General features: G+C 46.0%; 17 protein-coding genes. 14 read left to right on the top strand and 3 right to left on the bottom strand.

Going from position 1 to position 16493, the window contains the following annotated elements; translation table 11 throughout:
* Positions 1-11 precede the first annotated feature (11 nt).
* From proB to pgpA, 10 genes are all read left to right on the top strand, one after another.
* Positions 12-1151, top strand: a complete 1140-nt coding sequence (gene proB / locus BSQ33_RS04825) for a glutamate 5-kinase (protein ID WP_088133468.1) — start codon at positions 12-14, stop codon at positions 1149-1151.
* Between the two features lie 14 nt (positions 1152-1165).
* Positions 1166-2416, top strand: coding sequence for a glutamate-5-semialdehyde dehydrogenase (locus BSQ33_RS04820; protein WP_088133467.1), 1251 nt, complete (start codon positions 1166-1168; stop codon positions 2414-2416).
* Between the two features lie 111 nt (positions 2417-2527).
* Entirely contained in the window at positions 2528-2977 is a 450-nt protein-coding gene (gene nrdR, locus BSQ33_RS04815; protein WP_088133466.1) for a transcriptional regulator NrdR, read from the top strand.
* A 12-nt stretch (positions 2978-2989) separates the two neighbouring features.
* Positions 2990-4111, top strand: a complete 1122-nt coding sequence (ribD, locus tag BSQ33_RS04810) for a bifunctional diaminohydroxyphosphoribosylaminopyrimidine deaminase/5-amino-6-(5-phosphoribosylamino)uracil reductase RibD (RefSeq protein ID WP_088133465.1) — start codon at positions 2990-2992, stop codon at positions 4109-4111.
* A gap of 10 nt (positions 4112-4121) precedes the next feature.
* A complete protein-coding gene (locus BSQ33_RS04805; protein WP_088133464.1) occupies positions 4122-4781 on the top strand; it encodes a riboflavin synthase in 660 nt (219 codons plus the stop codon).
* Between the two features lie 82 nt (positions 4782-4863).
* Positions 4864-5973: a bifunctional 3,4-dihydroxy-2-butanone-4-phosphate synthase/GTP cyclohydrolase II gene (gene ribBA, locus BSQ33_RS04800; protein WP_088133463.1), complete on the top strand. Its 1110-nt coding sequence runs from the start codon at positions 4864-4866 to the stop codon at positions 5971-5973.
* Positions 5974-6111: 138 nt separating this feature from the next.
* The gene (gene ribE, locus BSQ33_RS04795) at positions 6112-6582 is read left to right on the top strand and encodes a 6,7-dimethyl-8-ribityllumazine synthase (protein WP_072956243.1); all 471 of its coding nucleotides are present in this window, start codon (positions 6112-6114) and stop codon (positions 6580-6582) included.
* Positions 6582-7049 carry a transcription antitermination factor NusB gene (gene nusB / locus BSQ33_RS04790; protein WP_088133462.1) on the top strand — a complete coding sequence of 156 codons (468 nt, stop codon included), beginning with the start codon at positions 6582-6584 and terminating at the stop codon, positions 7047-7049. Before ribE ends, nusB begins: the two co-directional genes overlap by 1 nt.
* Positions 7050-7147: 98 nt before the next feature.
* Positions 7148-8125 (top strand): thiamine-phosphate kinase, encoded by a 978-nt coding sequence (gene thiL, locus BSQ33_RS04785; RefSeq protein ID WP_088133461.1) that lies wholly within the window; start codon positions 7148-7150, stop codon positions 8123-8125.
* Entirely contained in the window at positions 8126-8632 is a 507-nt protein-coding gene (gene pgpA / locus BSQ33_RS04780) for a phosphatidylglycerophosphatase A (protein WP_420070621.1), read from the top strand.
* Positions 8633-8679: 47 nt separating this feature from the next.
* On the opposite strand, the gene BSQ33_RS04775 is transcribed toward pgpA, so the two are convergent.
* The 3 genes from BSQ33_RS04775 to map form a co-directional block, all read right to left on the bottom strand.
* Complete coding sequence (locus tag BSQ33_RS04775) at positions 8680-9063, bottom strand: DUF3461 family protein (protein WP_088133459.1); 384 nt, start codon at positions 9061-9063, stop codon at positions 8680-8682.
* 140 nt (positions 9064-9203) lie between these two features.
* The gene (gene glnD, locus BSQ33_RS04770; RefSeq protein WP_088133458.1) at positions 9204-11828 is read right to left on the bottom strand and encodes a bifunctional uridylyltransferase/uridylyl-removing protein GlnD; all 2625 of its coding nucleotides are present in this window, start codon (positions 11826-11828) and stop codon (positions 9204-9206) included.
* A 231-nt stretch (positions 11829-12059) separates the two neighbouring features.
* On the bottom strand, positions 12060-12902 hold the full coding sequence (gene map / locus BSQ33_RS04765; RefSeq protein WP_088133457.1) for a type I methionyl aminopeptidase: 843 nt from the start codon (positions 12900-12902) through the stop codon (positions 12060-12062).
* A gap of 361 nt (positions 12903-13263) precedes the next feature.
* Here map and rpsB point away from each other — a divergent pair, with 361 nt between their 5' ends.
* The 4 genes from rpsB to frr all read left to right on the top strand — a co-directional run bounded on the left by rpsB (position 13264) and on the right by frr (position 16455).
* On the top strand, positions 13264-13992 hold the full coding sequence (rpsB, locus tag BSQ33_RS04755; protein WP_088133455.1) for a 30S ribosomal protein S2: 729 nt from the start codon (positions 13264-13266) through the stop codon (positions 13990-13992).
* Positions 13993-14122: 130 nt separating this feature from the next.
* Positions 14123-14965, top strand: coding sequence for a translation elongation factor Ts (gene tsf / locus BSQ33_RS04750; RefSeq protein WP_088133454.1), 843 nt, complete (start codon positions 14123-14125; stop codon positions 14963-14965).
* A gap of 160 nt (positions 14966-15125) precedes the next feature.
* Positions 15126-15863, top strand: coding sequence for a UMP kinase (gene pyrH, locus BSQ33_RS04745; protein WP_059121414.1), 738 nt, complete (start codon positions 15126-15128; stop codon positions 15861-15863).
* Between the two features lie 34 nt (positions 15864-15897).
* Complete coding sequence (gene frr / locus BSQ33_RS04740; RefSeq protein ID WP_088133453.1) at positions 15898-16455, top strand: ribosome recycling factor; 558 nt, start codon at positions 15898-15900, stop codon at positions 16453-16455.
* The last annotated feature ends 38 nt before the right edge of the window (positions 16456-16493 follow it).

Genomic DNA, 16493 nt, shown 5'->3' with positions numbered 1-16493 from the left:
TCGTATGATTGATGATGGCGATAGAACAACCTGAAAACGAACGACAATCAAAAACAATTATTATCAAGTTGGGAACCAGTGTTCTGACTGGCGGGACGCTAGCGCTTGATCGGGCACAAATGGTAGAGCTTGTCCGACAGTGTGCTGAGCTGAAGCGTCAAGGACATGCAGTTGTCTTGGTCTCTTCGGGGGCAATCGCTGCCGGAAGAGAGCATCTTGACTATCCGGCACTGCCGAATACGATCGCAAGTAAGCAATTGCTGGCAGCCGTCGGTCAAAGCCAGCTCATACAGGTTTGGGAATCTCTATTCTCGATTTACGATCTCAAAATCGGTCAGATGTTGCTGACTCGTGCTGATTTAGAAGATCGTGAACGTTTTTTAAATGCACGAGATACCGTGAATTCGTTAATCGCCCATGACATTATTCCCATCGTGAATGAAAACGATGCTGTCGCAACCGTTGAAATTAAAGTGGGCGATAATGACAATCTATCCGCGTTAGTCGGTATCTTATGTGGTGCAGATAAGCTCTTGCTTTTAACCGATCAATCGGGACTATTTACCGCTGACCCGCGTAAAGATCCCAATGCTGAACTGATTCGGGAAGTCAAAAAAATTGATGATACGCTGCGGAAAATTGCCGGGGGAAGTGGTACGACACTCGGAACCGGTGGTATGGCAACCAAGTTACAAGCTGCAGATATTGCTCGTCGGGCTGGTATTGAAGTGATTATTGCTTCAGGACGAGCCCCGAATGTGATTTCGGATTCATTGAGCGAACATCCTCAAGGGACACGCTTCTTACCATTGGAAGAAGCGTTGGAGAATCGCAAGCGTTGGATTCTGGCTGGGCCAGCAGCATCTGGCGAAATTATGATTGATGATGGCGCCGTGAACGCAGTTGTTTCTCAAGGAAGTAGTCTGCTGGCGAAAGGGATCATCGGCATTTATGGTGTATTTTCCCGAGGTGATGTGGCCATTATTCTCAATCAGTCACGGCAGGTGATTGCCCGAGGGATATCTTCATATTCCAGTCAGGATCTAGAGATTATTCAAGGCAAACATAGTAAAGAAATTAATGAACTACTGGGGCATGATTATGGTTCCGAAGTTGTACATCGGGATGATATGGTCGTGATTCAGGAATAAAAAGGAAGCATAGCGTGGATCTAATATCGATGGGAAAAGCTGCGAAAGAAGCCGCTTTCCAATTATCAACAGCAACAACGGCACAGAAAAACCGGGCTTTAACCATTATTGCCGATGAGCTGGAAGCAAACCGTGATGCAATTTTGGCAGCGAATGCGCTGGATATTGAGCAAGGACGTCAGTCAGGATTAAGCGAGGCTTTGTTGGATCGGTTATTACTCAACACTGAGCGTTTGGCCGGCATTGCCAGTGATGTACGGAATGTGGTTGGTTTACAGGACCCGGTGGGTCAAGAAATGGATCGTCGTATTCTGGAAAATGGCATGTCTCTTTCTCGTCGTCGTGTGCCGTTAGGGGTTGTCGGTGTCATTTATGAAGCCCGTCCCAATGTGACAATCGATATTGCCGCGCTATGTTTGAAAACCGGTAATGCGAGTATATTGCGAGGCGGAAAAGAGACGTTCAACTCAAATATGGCACTGGTCAAAGTCATTCAGTCATCATTGGAAAAAGCCGGATTACCGGCCGCATCGGTGCAATATATCGACAATCCTGACCGCACGCTGGTCAGCGAACTCCTGAAGCTGGATCAATACGTCGATATGATCATTCCACGCGGTGGTGCCGGACTACACAAAATGTGTCAGGAAAATAGTACGATCCCGGTGATTATTGGTGGTTTTGGTATCAGCCATATGTTTATCGATGCGAGTGCTGACCTAAATCGCTCTCTGGATGTGATTGAAAATGCCAAAGTGCAACGTCCATCAGCCTGTAATGCCTTAGATACATTATTAGTTCATCAGCAGATTGCTACTGAGTTTTTACCTCAACTGGCGCAACGTTTGAGTGATAAGGTGACTTTTGTTGCCGATGAATCAGCACAGGCTGGCCTGACGGATGCAGCATCTTTGAGAGCAGCTCAGGATGGTGACTTTGATACCGAATGGCTCAGTTATACGCTGGGTGTGAAAGTAGTGGAGAATCTGGAACAAGCGATTCAGCATATGCGAGCGCATCATGCGAGTCATTCGGATGCGATTTTGACCAACCGACTCGATCATGCTGAACAATTTATTAATGCTGTTGATTCTGCTGCGGTGTATGTGAATGCTTCAACGCGTTTTACTGACGGTGCTCAGTTTGGTTTAGGTGCTGAAGTCGCTGTTTCAACGCAGAAATTACATGCCCGAGGGCCGATGGGACTCGAAGAACTCACCAGCTATAAGTGGGTCGGCCGAGCGGATTATTTGTCCAGAAGTTGATATTTTTAGATGAATCGAATGGATTGTGTGATAAGCGGGCATTTTTGCCCCTTTTTCTTTCCCTCGCGTTAGCAATTCCGTTAAACTCACTCTCATTGGAGTGGAGGTGTTATGCATTGTCCTTTTTGTTCGGAAAATGATACGAAAGTCATTGATTCGCGTTTGGTTGCCGATGGACACCAAGTACGTCGCCGCCGGCAGTGTCTGGCTTGCCATGAGCGGTTTACCACATTTGAAACCGCAGAGCTGGTGATGCCCAGAGTGATTAAGTCAAATGGTAACCGTGAACCCTTTGATGAGGAAAAAATGATCAGTGGGATGCTGAGAGCGCTAGAAAAGCGACCTGTCAGCGCTGATGCCATTGATCTATCCATCAGCACGATTAAGTCGCGTTTGCGGGCGACGGGTGAACGAGAAGTTCCAAGTGACTTGATTGGTAACTTAGTGATGGAACAGTTGAAAGAGCTTGATAAAGTCGCTTACATTCGTTTCGCCTCGGTTTACCGGAGCTTCGAAGATATTCGGGAATTTGGTGAAGAAATTGCCAGATTGGAAGACTAGAAGGCAGTATTGATGAGTGTTTTTAGCGCGTTTGACTATCAAATGATGTCAAAAGCGATCGCATTAGCAAAGCGGGGGGTTTACACCACCACTCCCAATCCTAATGTAGGCTGTGTGCTCGCCAAAGCCGGTCAGATCGTCGGGGAAGGGTATCATGTTCAGGCTGGTGGACCTCATGCGGAAGTTCACGCACTGCGGCAGGCTGGAACGCAAGCGAAAGGCGCAACGGCTTACGTTACGTTGGAACCTTGTTCTCATTACGGTCGAACGCCCCCTTGTGCTGAAGGTTTGATTCAGGCAGGTGTGGTTAAAGTCATTTGTGCGATGCAAGATCCAAATCCGCAAGTCGCCGGCCGAGGAATTGCGATGTTGCAAGCTGCAGGCATTGAAGTTCTGACTGGCTTGCTGGAAGCCGATGCAAACGCACTCAATCCTGCTTTCCTCAAACGAATGAAAACCGGAATGCCATGGGTTCAGTTGAAAATGGCAGCCAGCCTTGACGGGCAGACGGCTTTAGCAAACGGTGTCAGTCAATGGATCACGTCTGTGGAAGCCCGGACCGATGTACAAAAGTTTCGCGCCAAAGCTAGTGCAATTTTGTCTACCAGCCAAACCGTGATTGCTGATGATGCGGCTCTGACAGTTCGGCATCACGCACTCCCTGAATCGGTTGGCCAGAGGTATCCATTGGCTGAGATTCGTCAACCGGTACGCATCATTTTAGATCAGCATCATCGCTTACATGACGGGCTGAAACTATATGATGGTGACGGGCCCGTGTTGACTGTGGGGCAGGACGACGCAGATATTTGTGTCGCTCTTGATTCAACAGGAAAACTCGACCTTCGTGCTCTGCTATGCCAATTAGCTGACAAGCACCAAATCAATCATCTGTGGGTTGAAGCCGGGGCGACACTCTCGCAGGCATTGCTGTCACAGCAGTTAGTCGATGAAATCATTCTCTATCTGGCTCCCAAATTAATGGGCAGTGACGGACGAGGGTTGTTTGGTCAGTTTGGTTTTGAATCGATGCAAGATGTATTTCAGCTCGATATCGCTGATGTAGTTCGGGTTGGCCCCGACGTTCGTATGACTGTGATACCGCAGTATCATTCCCCCAACGTACAAATATAAGAGTAACACCATGTTTACTGGTATTGTTGAATCTATCGGGACGCTCACCGCGATTACCCCGAAAGGTGAAGATGTTTCCATTCAGGTCGAAGTCGGTTCTCTGGATATGTCAGATGTCAAACTGGGCGACAGCATCGCGACCAACGGTGTGTGTCTGACGGTCGTGGCGCTGACGGAAAGAAGTTATACCGCTGATTTATCGTTGGAAACGCTCAATAAATCGAGTTTTGCTCATGCTCAAGTGGGCGATCGAGTCAATCTGGAAAAAGCCATGTTACCGACAACTCGGTTTGGCGGACACATTGTTTCCGGACATGTGGATGGGGTCGGCGAGATTATTGAGCGCGCTCAGGTTGGTCGGGCGATTGAATTTTGGATTGCTTTACCGGAAGACATTTGCCGTTACGTGGCGGAAAAGGGGTCTATCACTGTGGATGGGATCAGTCTGACCGTCAATGCATTACGCCACAACGCTTTTAAACTGACGATTATTCCCCACACATCGTCAGAAACTACCATTCACGCATTTCGGGTCGGGCGACGAGTGAATCTTGAAGTCGATGTGATGGCTCGTTATTTGGAGCGCTTACTGAGTGCCGGAGCTCCCGACAAGGGGGAGCAGAGTTCCGCAATGACCTTCGAATTTTTACAGCAGAATGGTTTTGCTTGAATGATCCACAATTTGTTGCTTGCGGTTGCATTGAAGCATCATACAGAACAATAGTCTAATTTCAGTACCGAGGATAAGAACGATGGCAATTAGCACCCCCCAAGAAATTATCGAAGATATTCGCCAGGGTAAAATAGTTATCCTGATGGACGATGAAGATCGCGAAAATGAAGGTGATATGATTATTGCCGCAGAGCATATTACACCAGAAGCGATTAATTTTATGGCAACGCATGGGCGGGGGCTGATCTGTCTGACGATGACCAAAGAGCGTTGTCAGCGTCTGGGGCTGGCTCCGATGGTTCAAGATAATAACGCCCAATTTACCACCAATTTTACGGTTTCGATTGAAGCTGCTGAAGGCGTTACCACTGGGATTTCTGCCGGAGATCGTGCCCGAACGGTTCAGGCTGCGGTTGCACCTGATGCAAAGGCTTCTGATCTTGTTCAACCCGGTCATATTTTCCCGCTTGCCGCTCAAGATGGTGGCGTATTGATTCGTGCCGGACATACGGAAGCCGGATGTGACTTGGCAAGATTAGCGGGTTTGGAGCCGGCTTCGGTAATTGTCGAGATTCTAAAAGAAGACGGTAGTATGGCAAGACGTCCAGATCTGGAAGTCTTTGCAGAGAAACACCAAATTAAGCTAGGGACGATTGCTGACCTCATTGAATACCGAAACAACACTGAAACCACGATTGAGCGTGTTGCGACTTGTCAGTTGCCAACCGTCCATGGTGAATTCGATTTAATCACTTATCGTGACGTCATCGATAACCAGGTTCATTATGCGTTGGTCAAAGAGAAAGAGAACCAAGATATTCCTCTGGTTCGGGTTCACTTGATTAATACCTTCACGGATGTACTTCATAGTGATCGGAATACCGATCGGAGCTGGAGTATTGAAGATGCGATGAAACGTATTAGTGCTGAAGGTGGTGTGTTAGTTCTGCTCGGCAATGAAGAATCTTCGGAACTGATTATTCATCGGGTCAAGATGTTTGAACTACAGGATAAAGGTGAAGCGCCTGCGATGGCCAAAAAACAAGGGACATCCCGTCGTGTCGGTGTTGGTTCACAAATCCTTGCTGACTTAGGCGTCACCAATATGAAGTTGCTCTCATCCGCGAATAAAAAATATCATGCATTAGGTGGGTTTGGACTGAATGTTGTGGAATATATCAGTCAGTAAGTCATCTGAGCGGGGATGCTCGGATGAAAACAGGCAATTTGTTTCCTTGCGTCTTCAGAAATACCATTAGAAATTAATCATGGAACTATGCTAGAATCCGCCGATTCTCGCTGATCAACAGAGTTTTAAGGAAAGTTTATGAAAGTGATTGAGGGAGGTTTCCCGGCACCTCACGCGAAAATTGCGATTGTCATTTCACGGTTTAATAGTTTTATTAATGAAAGTTTACTTTCCGGTGCAATTGACACGTTGAAGCGTCACGGTCAGGTAAGTGATGAGAATATTACGGTTGTTCGTTGTCCGGGTGCTGTTGAACTGCCGCTTGTCGCGCAGCGAGTTGCAAAAACAGGTCAGTTTGATGCGATCGTCTCTCTCGGGACCGTGATCCGAGGCGGAACACCGCACTTTGACTATGTTTGTAATGAGTGTAATAAAGGCTTAGCTCAGGTTTCTCTCGAGTATAGCCTACCTGTCGCTTTTGGTGTATTGACCGTTGATACCATCGATCAAGCGATTGAACGCGCAGGAACCAAGGCTGGTAATAAAGGTGCAGAGGCTGCACTGAGCGCGCTTGAAATGATTAATGTTCTTTCTGCAATTGATTCCTAATGGGGGCGCATGTGAAACCAGCCGCACGTCGTAATGCACGCCAGTTTGCTTTACAGGCTATTTATTCTTGGCAAATTACCCGTGAGAATGTCTCAACAATTGAGGCTCAGTTTCTCTCTAGTGATAAATATGATGATGAAGAGCACCGCTCAACGGAGCCAGCACTTCGCGCCCCTGAAACTGATGTTGAGTATTTTCGCGATTTGCTCACCGGTGTCGTGCAGAGTCACACTGAGCTGGATAGCAAAATTCGTCCCTATGCTTCTCGTCCGATGCAAGACCTGGACATGATGGAACTTGCTTTGCTTCGCTTGGCGATGTATGAGATGACGCGTCGCGGAGATGTGCCTTATAAAGTCGTGATCAATGAAGCCATTGAATTAGCAAAATCTTTTGCAGCAGAAGATAGCCATAAATTCGTCAATGGTGTGCTGGATAAAGCAGCGCCTCATGTTCGTAAGAAATAAGTGTTCGTAAGACGTAGAAAGCGATTAAAATGAGAAGGTCAGCGAGAGCTGACCTTTTTTATGTGCATGATATCTCTCTCCATATTCAGGAAAAATTTATGACGGGTGAATTTCGTTTAATTGATCGTTTCTTTAAGCAACGACAAACACAGCGTAAAGATGTTCAACTTGGCATTGGCGATGATTGCGCGATTGTAAAAGTACCTGAGCAAGTTCGGCTTGCGATCAGTACAGATACGATGGTCTCCGGGACCCATTTTCTTCCTGAGGCAGATCCTGCCTGGATCGCACATAAAGCTCTTGTCTCTAATTTAAGTGATTTAGCCGCGATGGGGGCTACACCAGCATGGTGTACGCTGGCTTTGACGCTACCTGAAACGGATTCAGTGTGGTTGAGTCGGTTTTGTGATGCCTTTTTTGAGTTAGCAAGTTACTACAATATTCAATTAATTGGTGGTGATACCACCAGAGGGCCGTTGAGTATCACGCTGACCGTACATGGCTTCGTACCAGAAACACAAGCGTTGACTCGCAATGGCGCAAAGGTCGGAGACTGGATTTATGTGACAGGAACACTGGGAGATAGTAAAGCCGGGTTAGAACTGATTTTATCTGCGGAGCAAACTCTTGATGATGTGAGTCGGGAACTCGAAAAGCGTCACTACTTTGCGACCCCCAGAATTCTTGCCGGGCAATCCTTGTTAAAACAGGCTTCGGCCGCGATTGATATCTCTGATGGCTTCATTAGTGATATCCAACACATTCTGACCGGCTCAGGTGTGGGAGCCAGTATTGACGTGAGTCGCCTGCCGATTTCTGAAGCACTGCTACAGTACGTAGGCGGTGATATGGTCAAAGCCCAGCAGTACGCATTAACAAGTGGTGAGGAGTACGAACTCTGTTTTACCGTCCCGGGGGAAAATCAAGGCTCATTGGTCAGTGCGCTCTCTCATTGTGATACCCCGTTAACTTGCATTGGACAGATTCGGTCTCAAGGACAGTGGGAACTACATCATGCAGGTAATCCCTTGTCATGGGAGTTAGCCGGCTATGATCATTTTCAGCAGGAGAAGTAATTGATGAAACCCACAGAAAGGCTGCATCTGGGCAATCTTTGGCATTTACTGGCGACGGGGTTTGGCAGTGGTTTATCCCCAGTGATTCCCGGCACTATGGGAACGCTGGCCGCAATTCCATTCTATTTATTATTGTCTCAGTTGCCATTTGCGATCTATGTCGCCATCACACTCTTCGCTACATTGATCGGTATAAAAATCTGTCAGCGGACTTCAGATGATATGCATGTTCACGATCATGGTTCGATCGTCTGGGATGAATTTGTAGGCTTTTGGATCACAATGTTAGTTGTTCCCTATATGGTTCAGGGGAGTGGTGAGTGGTCATGGATCGCTCTCGGTTTTGTATTATTCCGCTTTTTCGATATGGTTAAACCATGGCCGATTCGCTGGCTGGATCAGCATGTGGCCGGTGGATTCGGCATCATGATCGATGACGTACTCGCCGGAGTGATGGCAGGGATTGTGCTGGCGGGGATCGGTTTTGGGATTGGGTGGTTTGGCTGAGGCTCGATAGTTGTGAAAGCAAGGTTCCCAGCCGGGAACCTTATCTATCATTTTAATTTCATTAAATCATTTTCAATTTCGTGGATCTTACTGGTGACGACTTTTTCCAAATGGCGCAGATCACTGAGTATTTTTTCTTTCAGGTCTTGTTCGGAGAGTTCTTCTGGGGTTGTGATGTGGTTGAGTTCATCAATGACTAATGTGAGATTACGACTGATTTCTGTGATCTCTTTGTATTGGTGACTCCCACCATCGACCAGCACATTTTTCACTTGTCTCGGGTATTTGAACTTCACACTTTTCGCAAACAGTTCTCCTTTTTGTTTACGAAAATAAATCTTCAGCACATCTTTCAGGGCTTCCTGACGGACGGTGTAGCGTTCTATTTGGGTGGGATCATTGATTCCCAGGTTACTGAGGTGTGGGAACATAGACTATCTCTCCGATGGCTAGTGATAATATCAATGTATCAGCCTCTTCTCGGTTGAGGTAGCGCATGTTCCTATTTTGCATTGAAAGTTGTGGTATGGATCGCTCTATTTATCCCCGGTTTGAAGCGTGATAACCCCACTTAGTGGGGCATGAGTGCATCCACATTTTCGATTAAAACCTGTCGCAGATTTTCCTGTTCTTCAATACTCAGCTTGCCATGTGCGGTACTGGTAATGATGAATAAGTCTTCAGCTCGTTCACCGATAGTCGTGATCTTGGCACCGTGAATATCAAATCCCAACTCAGAAAATGTCGCACCGACTGTCGCAAGTAACCCTGGCATATCTAATGCTACAAATTCAACGAGTGTGCGTTTTTTACTCTTGGTCGGCAGAAAATCAACCTGCGTCTTGACTTTAAAGTGTTTTAAATTACTGGGGGTCCGGCGGGTTTTATGTAGGGCTGGTGTTCCCTGTCGGATCGCTCGGTAGAGATGGGAGGTCAGTGTTTGATGGCGCTCAGCATCAATGGTATCTCCATTTTGGTCCAACACCATAAATGTATCCAGCGCGTAACCATCTTTACTGGTCATGATCTGAGCGTCATGGACATTCAGGCCTTTGCGGTCAAGTTCTGCAACAACCGTGGCAAACAGCGCATGTTGGTCTTTGGTATACACAAAAATTTCTGTACCACCACGGGTGGCTTTCTTGCTGATTAAGATCAGAGGTTCATCTGGCGCTTGGTGGCGTAACATGTGCGTACAGTGCCAAGCGATTTGTTTATGTGTATGGCGTAAGAAATAGTCTGCTTTGAAACGTTGCCATAACGAATCAATGTCTTGCAGACTAAAGCCTTCTTTTCTTAGCAAAGCCGAAGAGAGTTGTTGGTTGTGTCGGATGCGCTCTCTGACATCTACTGGGTTTTCCAGACCTCTGCGGAGTGCCCGCTGGGTCGAATAAAACAGTTCTGCCAGCAAGGTCCTTTTCCAACTATTCCACAATTCTGGGTTTGTTGCACAGATGTCCGCAACGGTCAGACAGACGAGAAACTCAAGATATTCTTCATCACGGACTGTTTTCGCAAACTCAATAATGACTTCTGGATCATAGATATCGCGTCGCTGTGCCGTCACCGACATGAGTAAGTGATTCTGTACCAGCCATGATACCAATTTTGCCTCGGGCTTTGATAAACCATGTTCAATACAGAAGTCATAGGCTTCGACCGCGCCAATTTCTGAATGGTCACCGCCACGTCCTTTACCAATATCATGGAAAATAGCCGCGATAATCAGTAGCTCTTTCTTTTGCAGGCGAGGGTACACTTCACAGCAGATCGGGTGATGTTCATGATTTTTGGGATCACTGAAAATCCGAATATGTTTGAGCAAACGGATACTGTGTTCATCGACAGTATAAACATGAAAGAGGTCGAACTGCATTTGTCCGACAATATGACTCCACTGCGGCAAATACGCGGATAAGACGCCATGACGATGCATCAGGCTAAAAGCTTTCGTCAGCGCATTGGGGTGCCGGACCAATTCCATGAACTTCTCCCGGGCTGAAGGCAGCGTATGTAAAAAGTAGCTGAGTCGGCGTCGGGCTGTTCTGAGCTGTCTCATGGTCGTCGGAGCGACACCTTCAATCTGAGAGTTGTTCGCAATATGGATAAACATATCCAGAATTGTTTCCGGATATTGTTGGAAAAGCCCTTCGGTTCGAAGTTCGATCAGGTTGCCCCGTTTTTGAAAATGGTCATTGATGATTGTCGGCAGGGAGGCATCATCTTCATCCAGAATAGCCTGATCAAAGAGTTTGAGTAACATTTTATTGAGTTCAGCCACTCGTCTAAGCGTGCGGTAAAACTCTTTCATCATCATCTCAACAGCATGGTTGCCTTCTCCCTGAAATCCCAGATGTTCGGCGACTTGAGCTTGATGGGCAAACGTTAGGCGATTATCGTAACGTTTGAGCTCTAGATGTAGCGCAAAACGTACCCGCCATAAAAACTCCTGACATTCAGCCAGCTCCCGATATTCAGCATCTGTGAGGAAACCGTGGCTACTCATTTCGAATAATGAGGTTGCCCCAAAATGTCGTCTGGCAATCCAACTGAGTGTATGAATATCTCTTAACCCACCAGGCGTTGATTTGATATCGGGTTCCAAATTATAAGTCGTATCATGATAACGGGCGTGACGCGCTTTCTGTTCTTCAACTTTGGCCCGGTAGAACGTCTCTGTCGGCCAGAATGATTCTGACAGAATGATGAGTTTGAGTTGATGGTATATCTCTTCACAACCAGCGAGCCTTCTGGCTTCCTGTAGGTTGGTAGCGACGGTTAAATCTTCACGACCGATCTGACTACACTCTGCAATGGTTCTGACGGCATGACCGACTTCAAGTTTTAAATCCCAGAGAAGCGTGATGAATTTACTGATCTGTGTCTGAACGTGGGTTGGAAGTTTTTGTTTGGAAAGAATTAAAATATCGATATCTGACAACGGGTGAAGTTCTTTTCTGCCATAACCTCCCACCGCGATCAGTGTAAGTTCGTCGATCTGATGGAAATGATAAAACTGCCATAAACGTTGCAGCAATTGATCCATGAATTCTGCTCGACCATAAACCAAATCCGGTACTGAATGAGCGTTCAGAAACTGCTGTTTTTGCTCGTCGGCAAACATTTCCAGCTGATTTTTCAGCGAGGAAAGTGTTAGTTGTTCGTCTTGTAGTGTGAGTGGGGATTGAACATGCATATTAGTAGCATCCGTGCGACATACATCTTGTTTATAACTATGAATCTATCAAAGATACCTTCAGAAGCCTACCTTTTCCCTTTACATCCAATTGGAAAAAACACAGCCGCGATGAGGCAAGTTTATCGCGTTTTGAGTCGTGAATCGCATCGATTCTTAGCAGGAGGAGAATGCCTGCAATGCTAGGGTATCACGACATGCAGGCAGATTCTGATTTAGATATTGTGTAATTTAGATATTGTGTAAATGACGGGAAATTGTCTCGTCTTTGCGTAAGGTGAGCACTTCACAACCCGTATCGGTGACGAGCAGCGTATGTTCCCACTGCGCTGAGTTTTTGCAATCTGCGGTATAGACAGTCCAACCATCTTCTTCATCTAGGCGGCAGCTAAACTTACCCGCATTAATCATCGGCTCGATAGTAAATGTCATTCCCGGTTTCAGGACTGTTCTGTCACCGTTTTTATAGTGAACAACTTGTGGCTCCTCATGGAATCCGGCTCCGATACCGTGACCGCAGTAATCTTTCACAATAGAAAACTTCATTCGCGGATTATTTTTATTGTTCGTTTTGATGTACTTTTCAATCGCGGTACCGATTTCACCCAATTGGATGCCGGGTTTCACCACTTTCATTGCCAGATACAGGCTTTCTTGTGCCACCATACACAAACGCTTATCTGCCGGAGAGACATTGCCAACCAAAAACATTCTGGAAGTATCACCGTGGTATCCGTCTTTAATCACAGTGATATCGAGGTTGATAATATCGCCATCCTTTAGCACTGCTGGGCGCTGAATTTGGCCGTATGTACTATCTTCAGTTGCCGGAATACCATGACAGACCACATGATTAATGGACGTACAAATGGATTTTGTGAAGCCATGATAATTGAGTGGCGCCGGAATGGCCTGTTGGGTTTCTGTGATGTACCGATGGCAGATTTGATCCAGTTCTTCTGTCGTTACACCGGGTTTGACGTGAGGTTCAATCATTTCGAGTACATCTGCCGCAAGCTGGCCGGCAACACGCATCTTCTCTATTTCTTCTGCGGTTTTTATATTTACAGACATCGGTAATCTCTATTTTATTTGATAGGCACTGTATCGTACTGGTCACTTATTTTAACAAGCGCAGTCAGGAGCGCAAGCTGACAACATCGATGCAACATGATAAACCTGAATATCAAGCGGCGCACCTGTGGGAGATGATATTTTTTTCTAGCCAGTCAGCTGTGAAATATGATATAAAGCGCGCCGGAATGACAGAGTCGATTCCTATCTCCTACAGAGATATGAGTCAGTTTGCATTCCTTCCATTTACTTCTTTAAATCACACACATTCCGACACGTGTTCCGGGGTGCCTTTGTTGAAATCGTTCAAAGGTCGGATGCATGGGGGATGTGGAGGCCTAACCCCATAGAGGATGAAAATATGGCAACTGTATCAATGCGCGATATGCTGAAAGCTGGTGTTCACTTTGGTCACCAGACTCGTTACTGGAACCCAAAAATGAAGCCTTTCATTTTCGGTGCTCGTAACCGTGTTCATATCATTAACCTAGAAAAAACTGTTCCAATGTTCAACGACGCGCTGGCTGAGCTGGCAAAAATCGGTGAGAAAAAAGGAAAAGTTCTGTTTGTAGGGACAAAGCGCGCTGCATCTGAATCTGTAAAAGAAGCTGCATTAGCAAGCAACCAATACTATGTTAACAATCGCTGGTTAGGTGGTATGTTAACGAACTGGAAAACCGTTCGTCAGTCCATCAAGCGTCTGAAAGACCTTGAAGCTCAATCAACAGACGGTACTTTCGACAAGCTCACCAAGAAAGAAGCTCTGATGCGTACTCGCGAAATGGAGAAGCTCGAGAAATCTCTTGGTGGTATCAAAGATATGGGTGGTTTACCAGACGCTCTGTTCATCATCGATGCTGATCACGAGCACATCGCAGTTAAAGAAGCGAACAATCTGGGTATCCCTGTATTCGCAGTCGTTGATACGAACTCTAATCCAGATGGTGTTGACTATATTATCCCAGGTAATGATGATGCAATCCGTGCAGTTCAACTTTATCTGAATGCTGCTGCTTCATCTATCAGCGAAGGCCGTAACAAAGATGTTGTTGCTGTTGCTGAAAAAGATGGTTTCGTAGAAGCTGAATAATTGCGGCTCTGAGTCACACTTAGTCTGATGTGCAACATCTGTGACATATCGACTAGGTTATAGTTAACATTGGGGGCCGCAAACTGGCCCCTAATTTTTACCATATCCAGAATCAATCGAGGAATAGAGAATGGCTGTTACTGCTGCTCTAGTAAAAGAACTGCGCGAGCGTACTGGCGCAGGCATGATGGAATGTAAGAAAGCGCTTGTTGAAACAGACGGCGACATTGAACTTGCAATCGAAAACATGCGTAAAAGTGGTGCTGCTAAAGCTGCTAAAAAAGCAGGTAATCTGGCAGCTGAAGGCACTATCATTATCAAAGAAGGTGAAGGCTCTGCCGCTCTTCTTGAAGTGAACTGCCAAACTGACTTTGTTGCGAAAGATGAAAACTTTAGCGCATTTGCCCATGAAGTGGCTGCTGAAGCCCTCGCTTCTAAAGCATCTGTAGAAGAGCTACAGGCTAAATTTGAAGACACACGTGTTGCACTGGTTGCAAAAATTGGTGAGAACGTCACTATCCGTCGTGTTGAGTATATTGAAGGTTCAGCGATCGCGTCTTATCGCCACGGTGAAAAAATTGGTGTTGTTGTTGCTGGTGAAGGTGACGCTGAAACACTCAAGCACATCGCAATGCACGTTGCTGCATCTAGCCCTGAGTATGTGACGCCAGACGATGTACCTGCTGATGTTGTTGCGAAAGAACGTGATGTTCAAGTCGAAATCGCAATGAATGAAGGTAAGCCAAAAGAAATCGCAGAGAAAATGGTTGCTGGCCGGATGAAGAAATTCACTGGCGAAATCTCTCTGACTGGTCAGGCTTTCGTGATGGAACCGAAGAAATCTGTTGGCGAAATTTTGAAAGAAAAAGGTGCTTCTGTTTCTGCTTTTGTCCGTCTTGAAGTCGGTGAAGGTATTGAAAAGAAAGAAAGCCTAAGTTTTGCTGAAGAAGTTGCATTGGCTCAGAAAGGTTAATTTCTGATTCGTGAAGCGCTTAAAAGGACCGTGGCTATTGCTACGGTCTTTTCACGAATAAAACCATCATTAATTGTGATGAATATGTGTTTATAATTATCTGCAAGCATCTATTCATGACCATTAATCGATGAATAACTTTCTTGAGAAGGTAAACACCATGACAACGAATCCGAAACCTGCATATCAACGTATTTTGTTAAAACTCAGTGGTGAAGCTCTGCAAGGTGAGCAAGGCTTTGGTATTGATCCGACCGTGCTTGATCGGATGGCTCAGGAAGTGAAAGAACTGGTTGAGTTAGGCGTTCAGGTCGGTGTTGTGATTGGTGGTGGCAACCTATTTCGTGGCGAAGGACTTGCCAAAGCAGGGATGAATCGTGTTGTTGGTGACCATATGGGGATGCTGGCAACCGTCATGAACGGGCTGGCAATGCGTGATGCGCTGCATCGTGCTTATGTCAATGCTCGAGTTATGTCTGCTATTCCACTGAACGGTGTGTGTGATGATTATAACTGGGCCAATGCGATCAGTCAGCTGCGTCAGGGGCGTGTGGTGATCTTTTCAGCAGGGACCGGTAATCCTTTCTTTACAACAGATTCTGCTGCATGTTTACGTGGTATTGAGATTGAAGCTGATGTTGTGCTCAAAGCCACAAAAGTTGATGGTGTTTATAGTGCGGATCCGGTAGCAAACCCTGATGCAGAACTGTATGATAGGCTGACTTATAACGATGTCCTTGAAAAGGAACTACGGGTCATGGACTTGGCAGCCTTCACGCTTGCCAGAGATCATCAAATGCCAATCCGAGTCTTTAATATGAATAAACCTGGAGCTCTGCGTCGTATTGTGATGGGTGAAGCTGAAGGGACACTCATAAACAACAAGGCTTCATTGTAATCTTTATAGGTTGAGTAAGAATTAAGGTGATAATGTGATTAATGAAATCAAAAAAGACGCTCAAGAGAGAATGGACAAGAGCGTAGACGCGCTCAAAAATAACCTATCTAAAGTTCGTACAGGGAGAGCTCATCCAAGTTTGCTTTCTGGCATTTCCGTAGAATATTATGGTGCACCAACGCCATTAAATCAGGTTGCAAACGTCATTGCCGAAGACTCAAGAACACTTGCGATTACAGTTTTTGACAAAGAATTGGCACCAAAGGTAGAGAAAGCCATTATGATGTCTGACTTGGGATTAAACCCCATGTCTGCCGGTACAGTGATTCGCGTTCCCCTGCCAGCGTTGACGGAAGAACGTCGTCGTGATTTGGTGAAGATTGTTCGTGGAGAAGCCGAAGGCGGTCGGGTTGCTGTACGTAATATTCGTCGTGATGCTAACACTGAGCTGAAAAATTTATTGAAAGATAAAGAAATTTCAGAAGATGAAGAACGTAAAGCCCAAGATGACATCCAAAAATTGACTGATGTTGCGGTGAAGAATATCGATGACGTTCTTGCTGCAAAAGAAAAAGAGTTGATGGAAGTTTAATTGGTTTTTCCATATATTATTGAGGCGCTGCGCAAAGC

Origin of the sequence: Vibrio gazogenes (assembly GCF_002196515.1) — a bacterium.
GTDB lineage: Bacteria > Pseudomonadota > Gammaproteobacteria > Enterobacterales > Vibrionaceae > Vibrio > Vibrio gazogenes_A.
The sequence above is the reverse complement of the archived record's forward strand: the minus strand, read 5'-3'. Positions and strand labels throughout refer to the sequence as shown.

Coding starts and splice junctions, on each gene's coding strand:
- thiL (WP_088133461.1), top strand. CDS start 7,148: ATGACGGGTGAATTTCGTTTAATTGATCGTTTCTTTAAGCAACGACAA.
- rpsB (WP_088133455.1), top strand. CDS start 13,264: ATGGCAACTGTATCAATGCGCGATATGCTGAAAGCTGGTGTTCACTTT.
- BSQ33_RS04805 (WP_088133464.1), top strand. CDS start 4,122: ATGTTTACTGGTATTGTTGAATCTATCGGGACGCTCACCGCGATTACC.
- proB (WP_088133468.1), top strand. CDS start 12: ATGATGGCGATAGAACAACCTGAAAACGAACGACAATCAAAAACAATT.
- ribD (WP_088133465.1), top strand. CDS start 2,990: ATGAGTGTTTTTAGCGCGTTTGACTATCAAATGATGTCAAAAGCGATC.
- ribBA (WP_088133463.1), top strand. CDS start 4,864: ATGGCAATTAGCACCCCCCAAGAAATTATCGAAGATATTCGCCAGGGT.
- nrdR (WP_088133466.1), top strand. CDS start 2,528: ATGCATTGTCCTTTTTGTTCGGAAAATGATACGAAAGTCATTGATTCG.
- nusB (WP_088133462.1), top strand. CDS start 6,582: ATGGGGGCGCATGTGAAACCAGCCGCACGTCGTAATGCACGCCAGTTT.
- map (WP_088133457.1), bottom strand. CDS start 12,902: ATGTCTGTAAATATAAAAACCGCAGAAGAAATAGAGAAGATGCGTGTT.
- ribE (WP_072956243.1), top strand. CDS start 6,112: ATGAAAGTGATTGAGGGAGGTTTCCCGGCACCTCACGCGAAAATTGCG.
- pyrH (WP_059121414.1), top strand. CDS start 15,126: ATGACAACGAATCCGAAACCTGCATATCAACGTATTTTGTTAAAACTC.
- BSQ33_RS04775 (WP_088133459.1), bottom strand. CDS start 9,063: ATGTTCCCACACCTCAGTAACCTGGGAATCAATGATCCCACCCAAATA.
- glnD (WP_088133458.1), bottom strand. CDS start 11,828: ATGCATGTTCAATCCCCACTCACACTACAAGACGAACAACTAACACTT.
- tsf (WP_088133454.1), top strand. CDS start 14,123: ATGGCTGTTACTGCTGCTCTAGTAAAAGAACTGCGCGAGCGTACTGGC.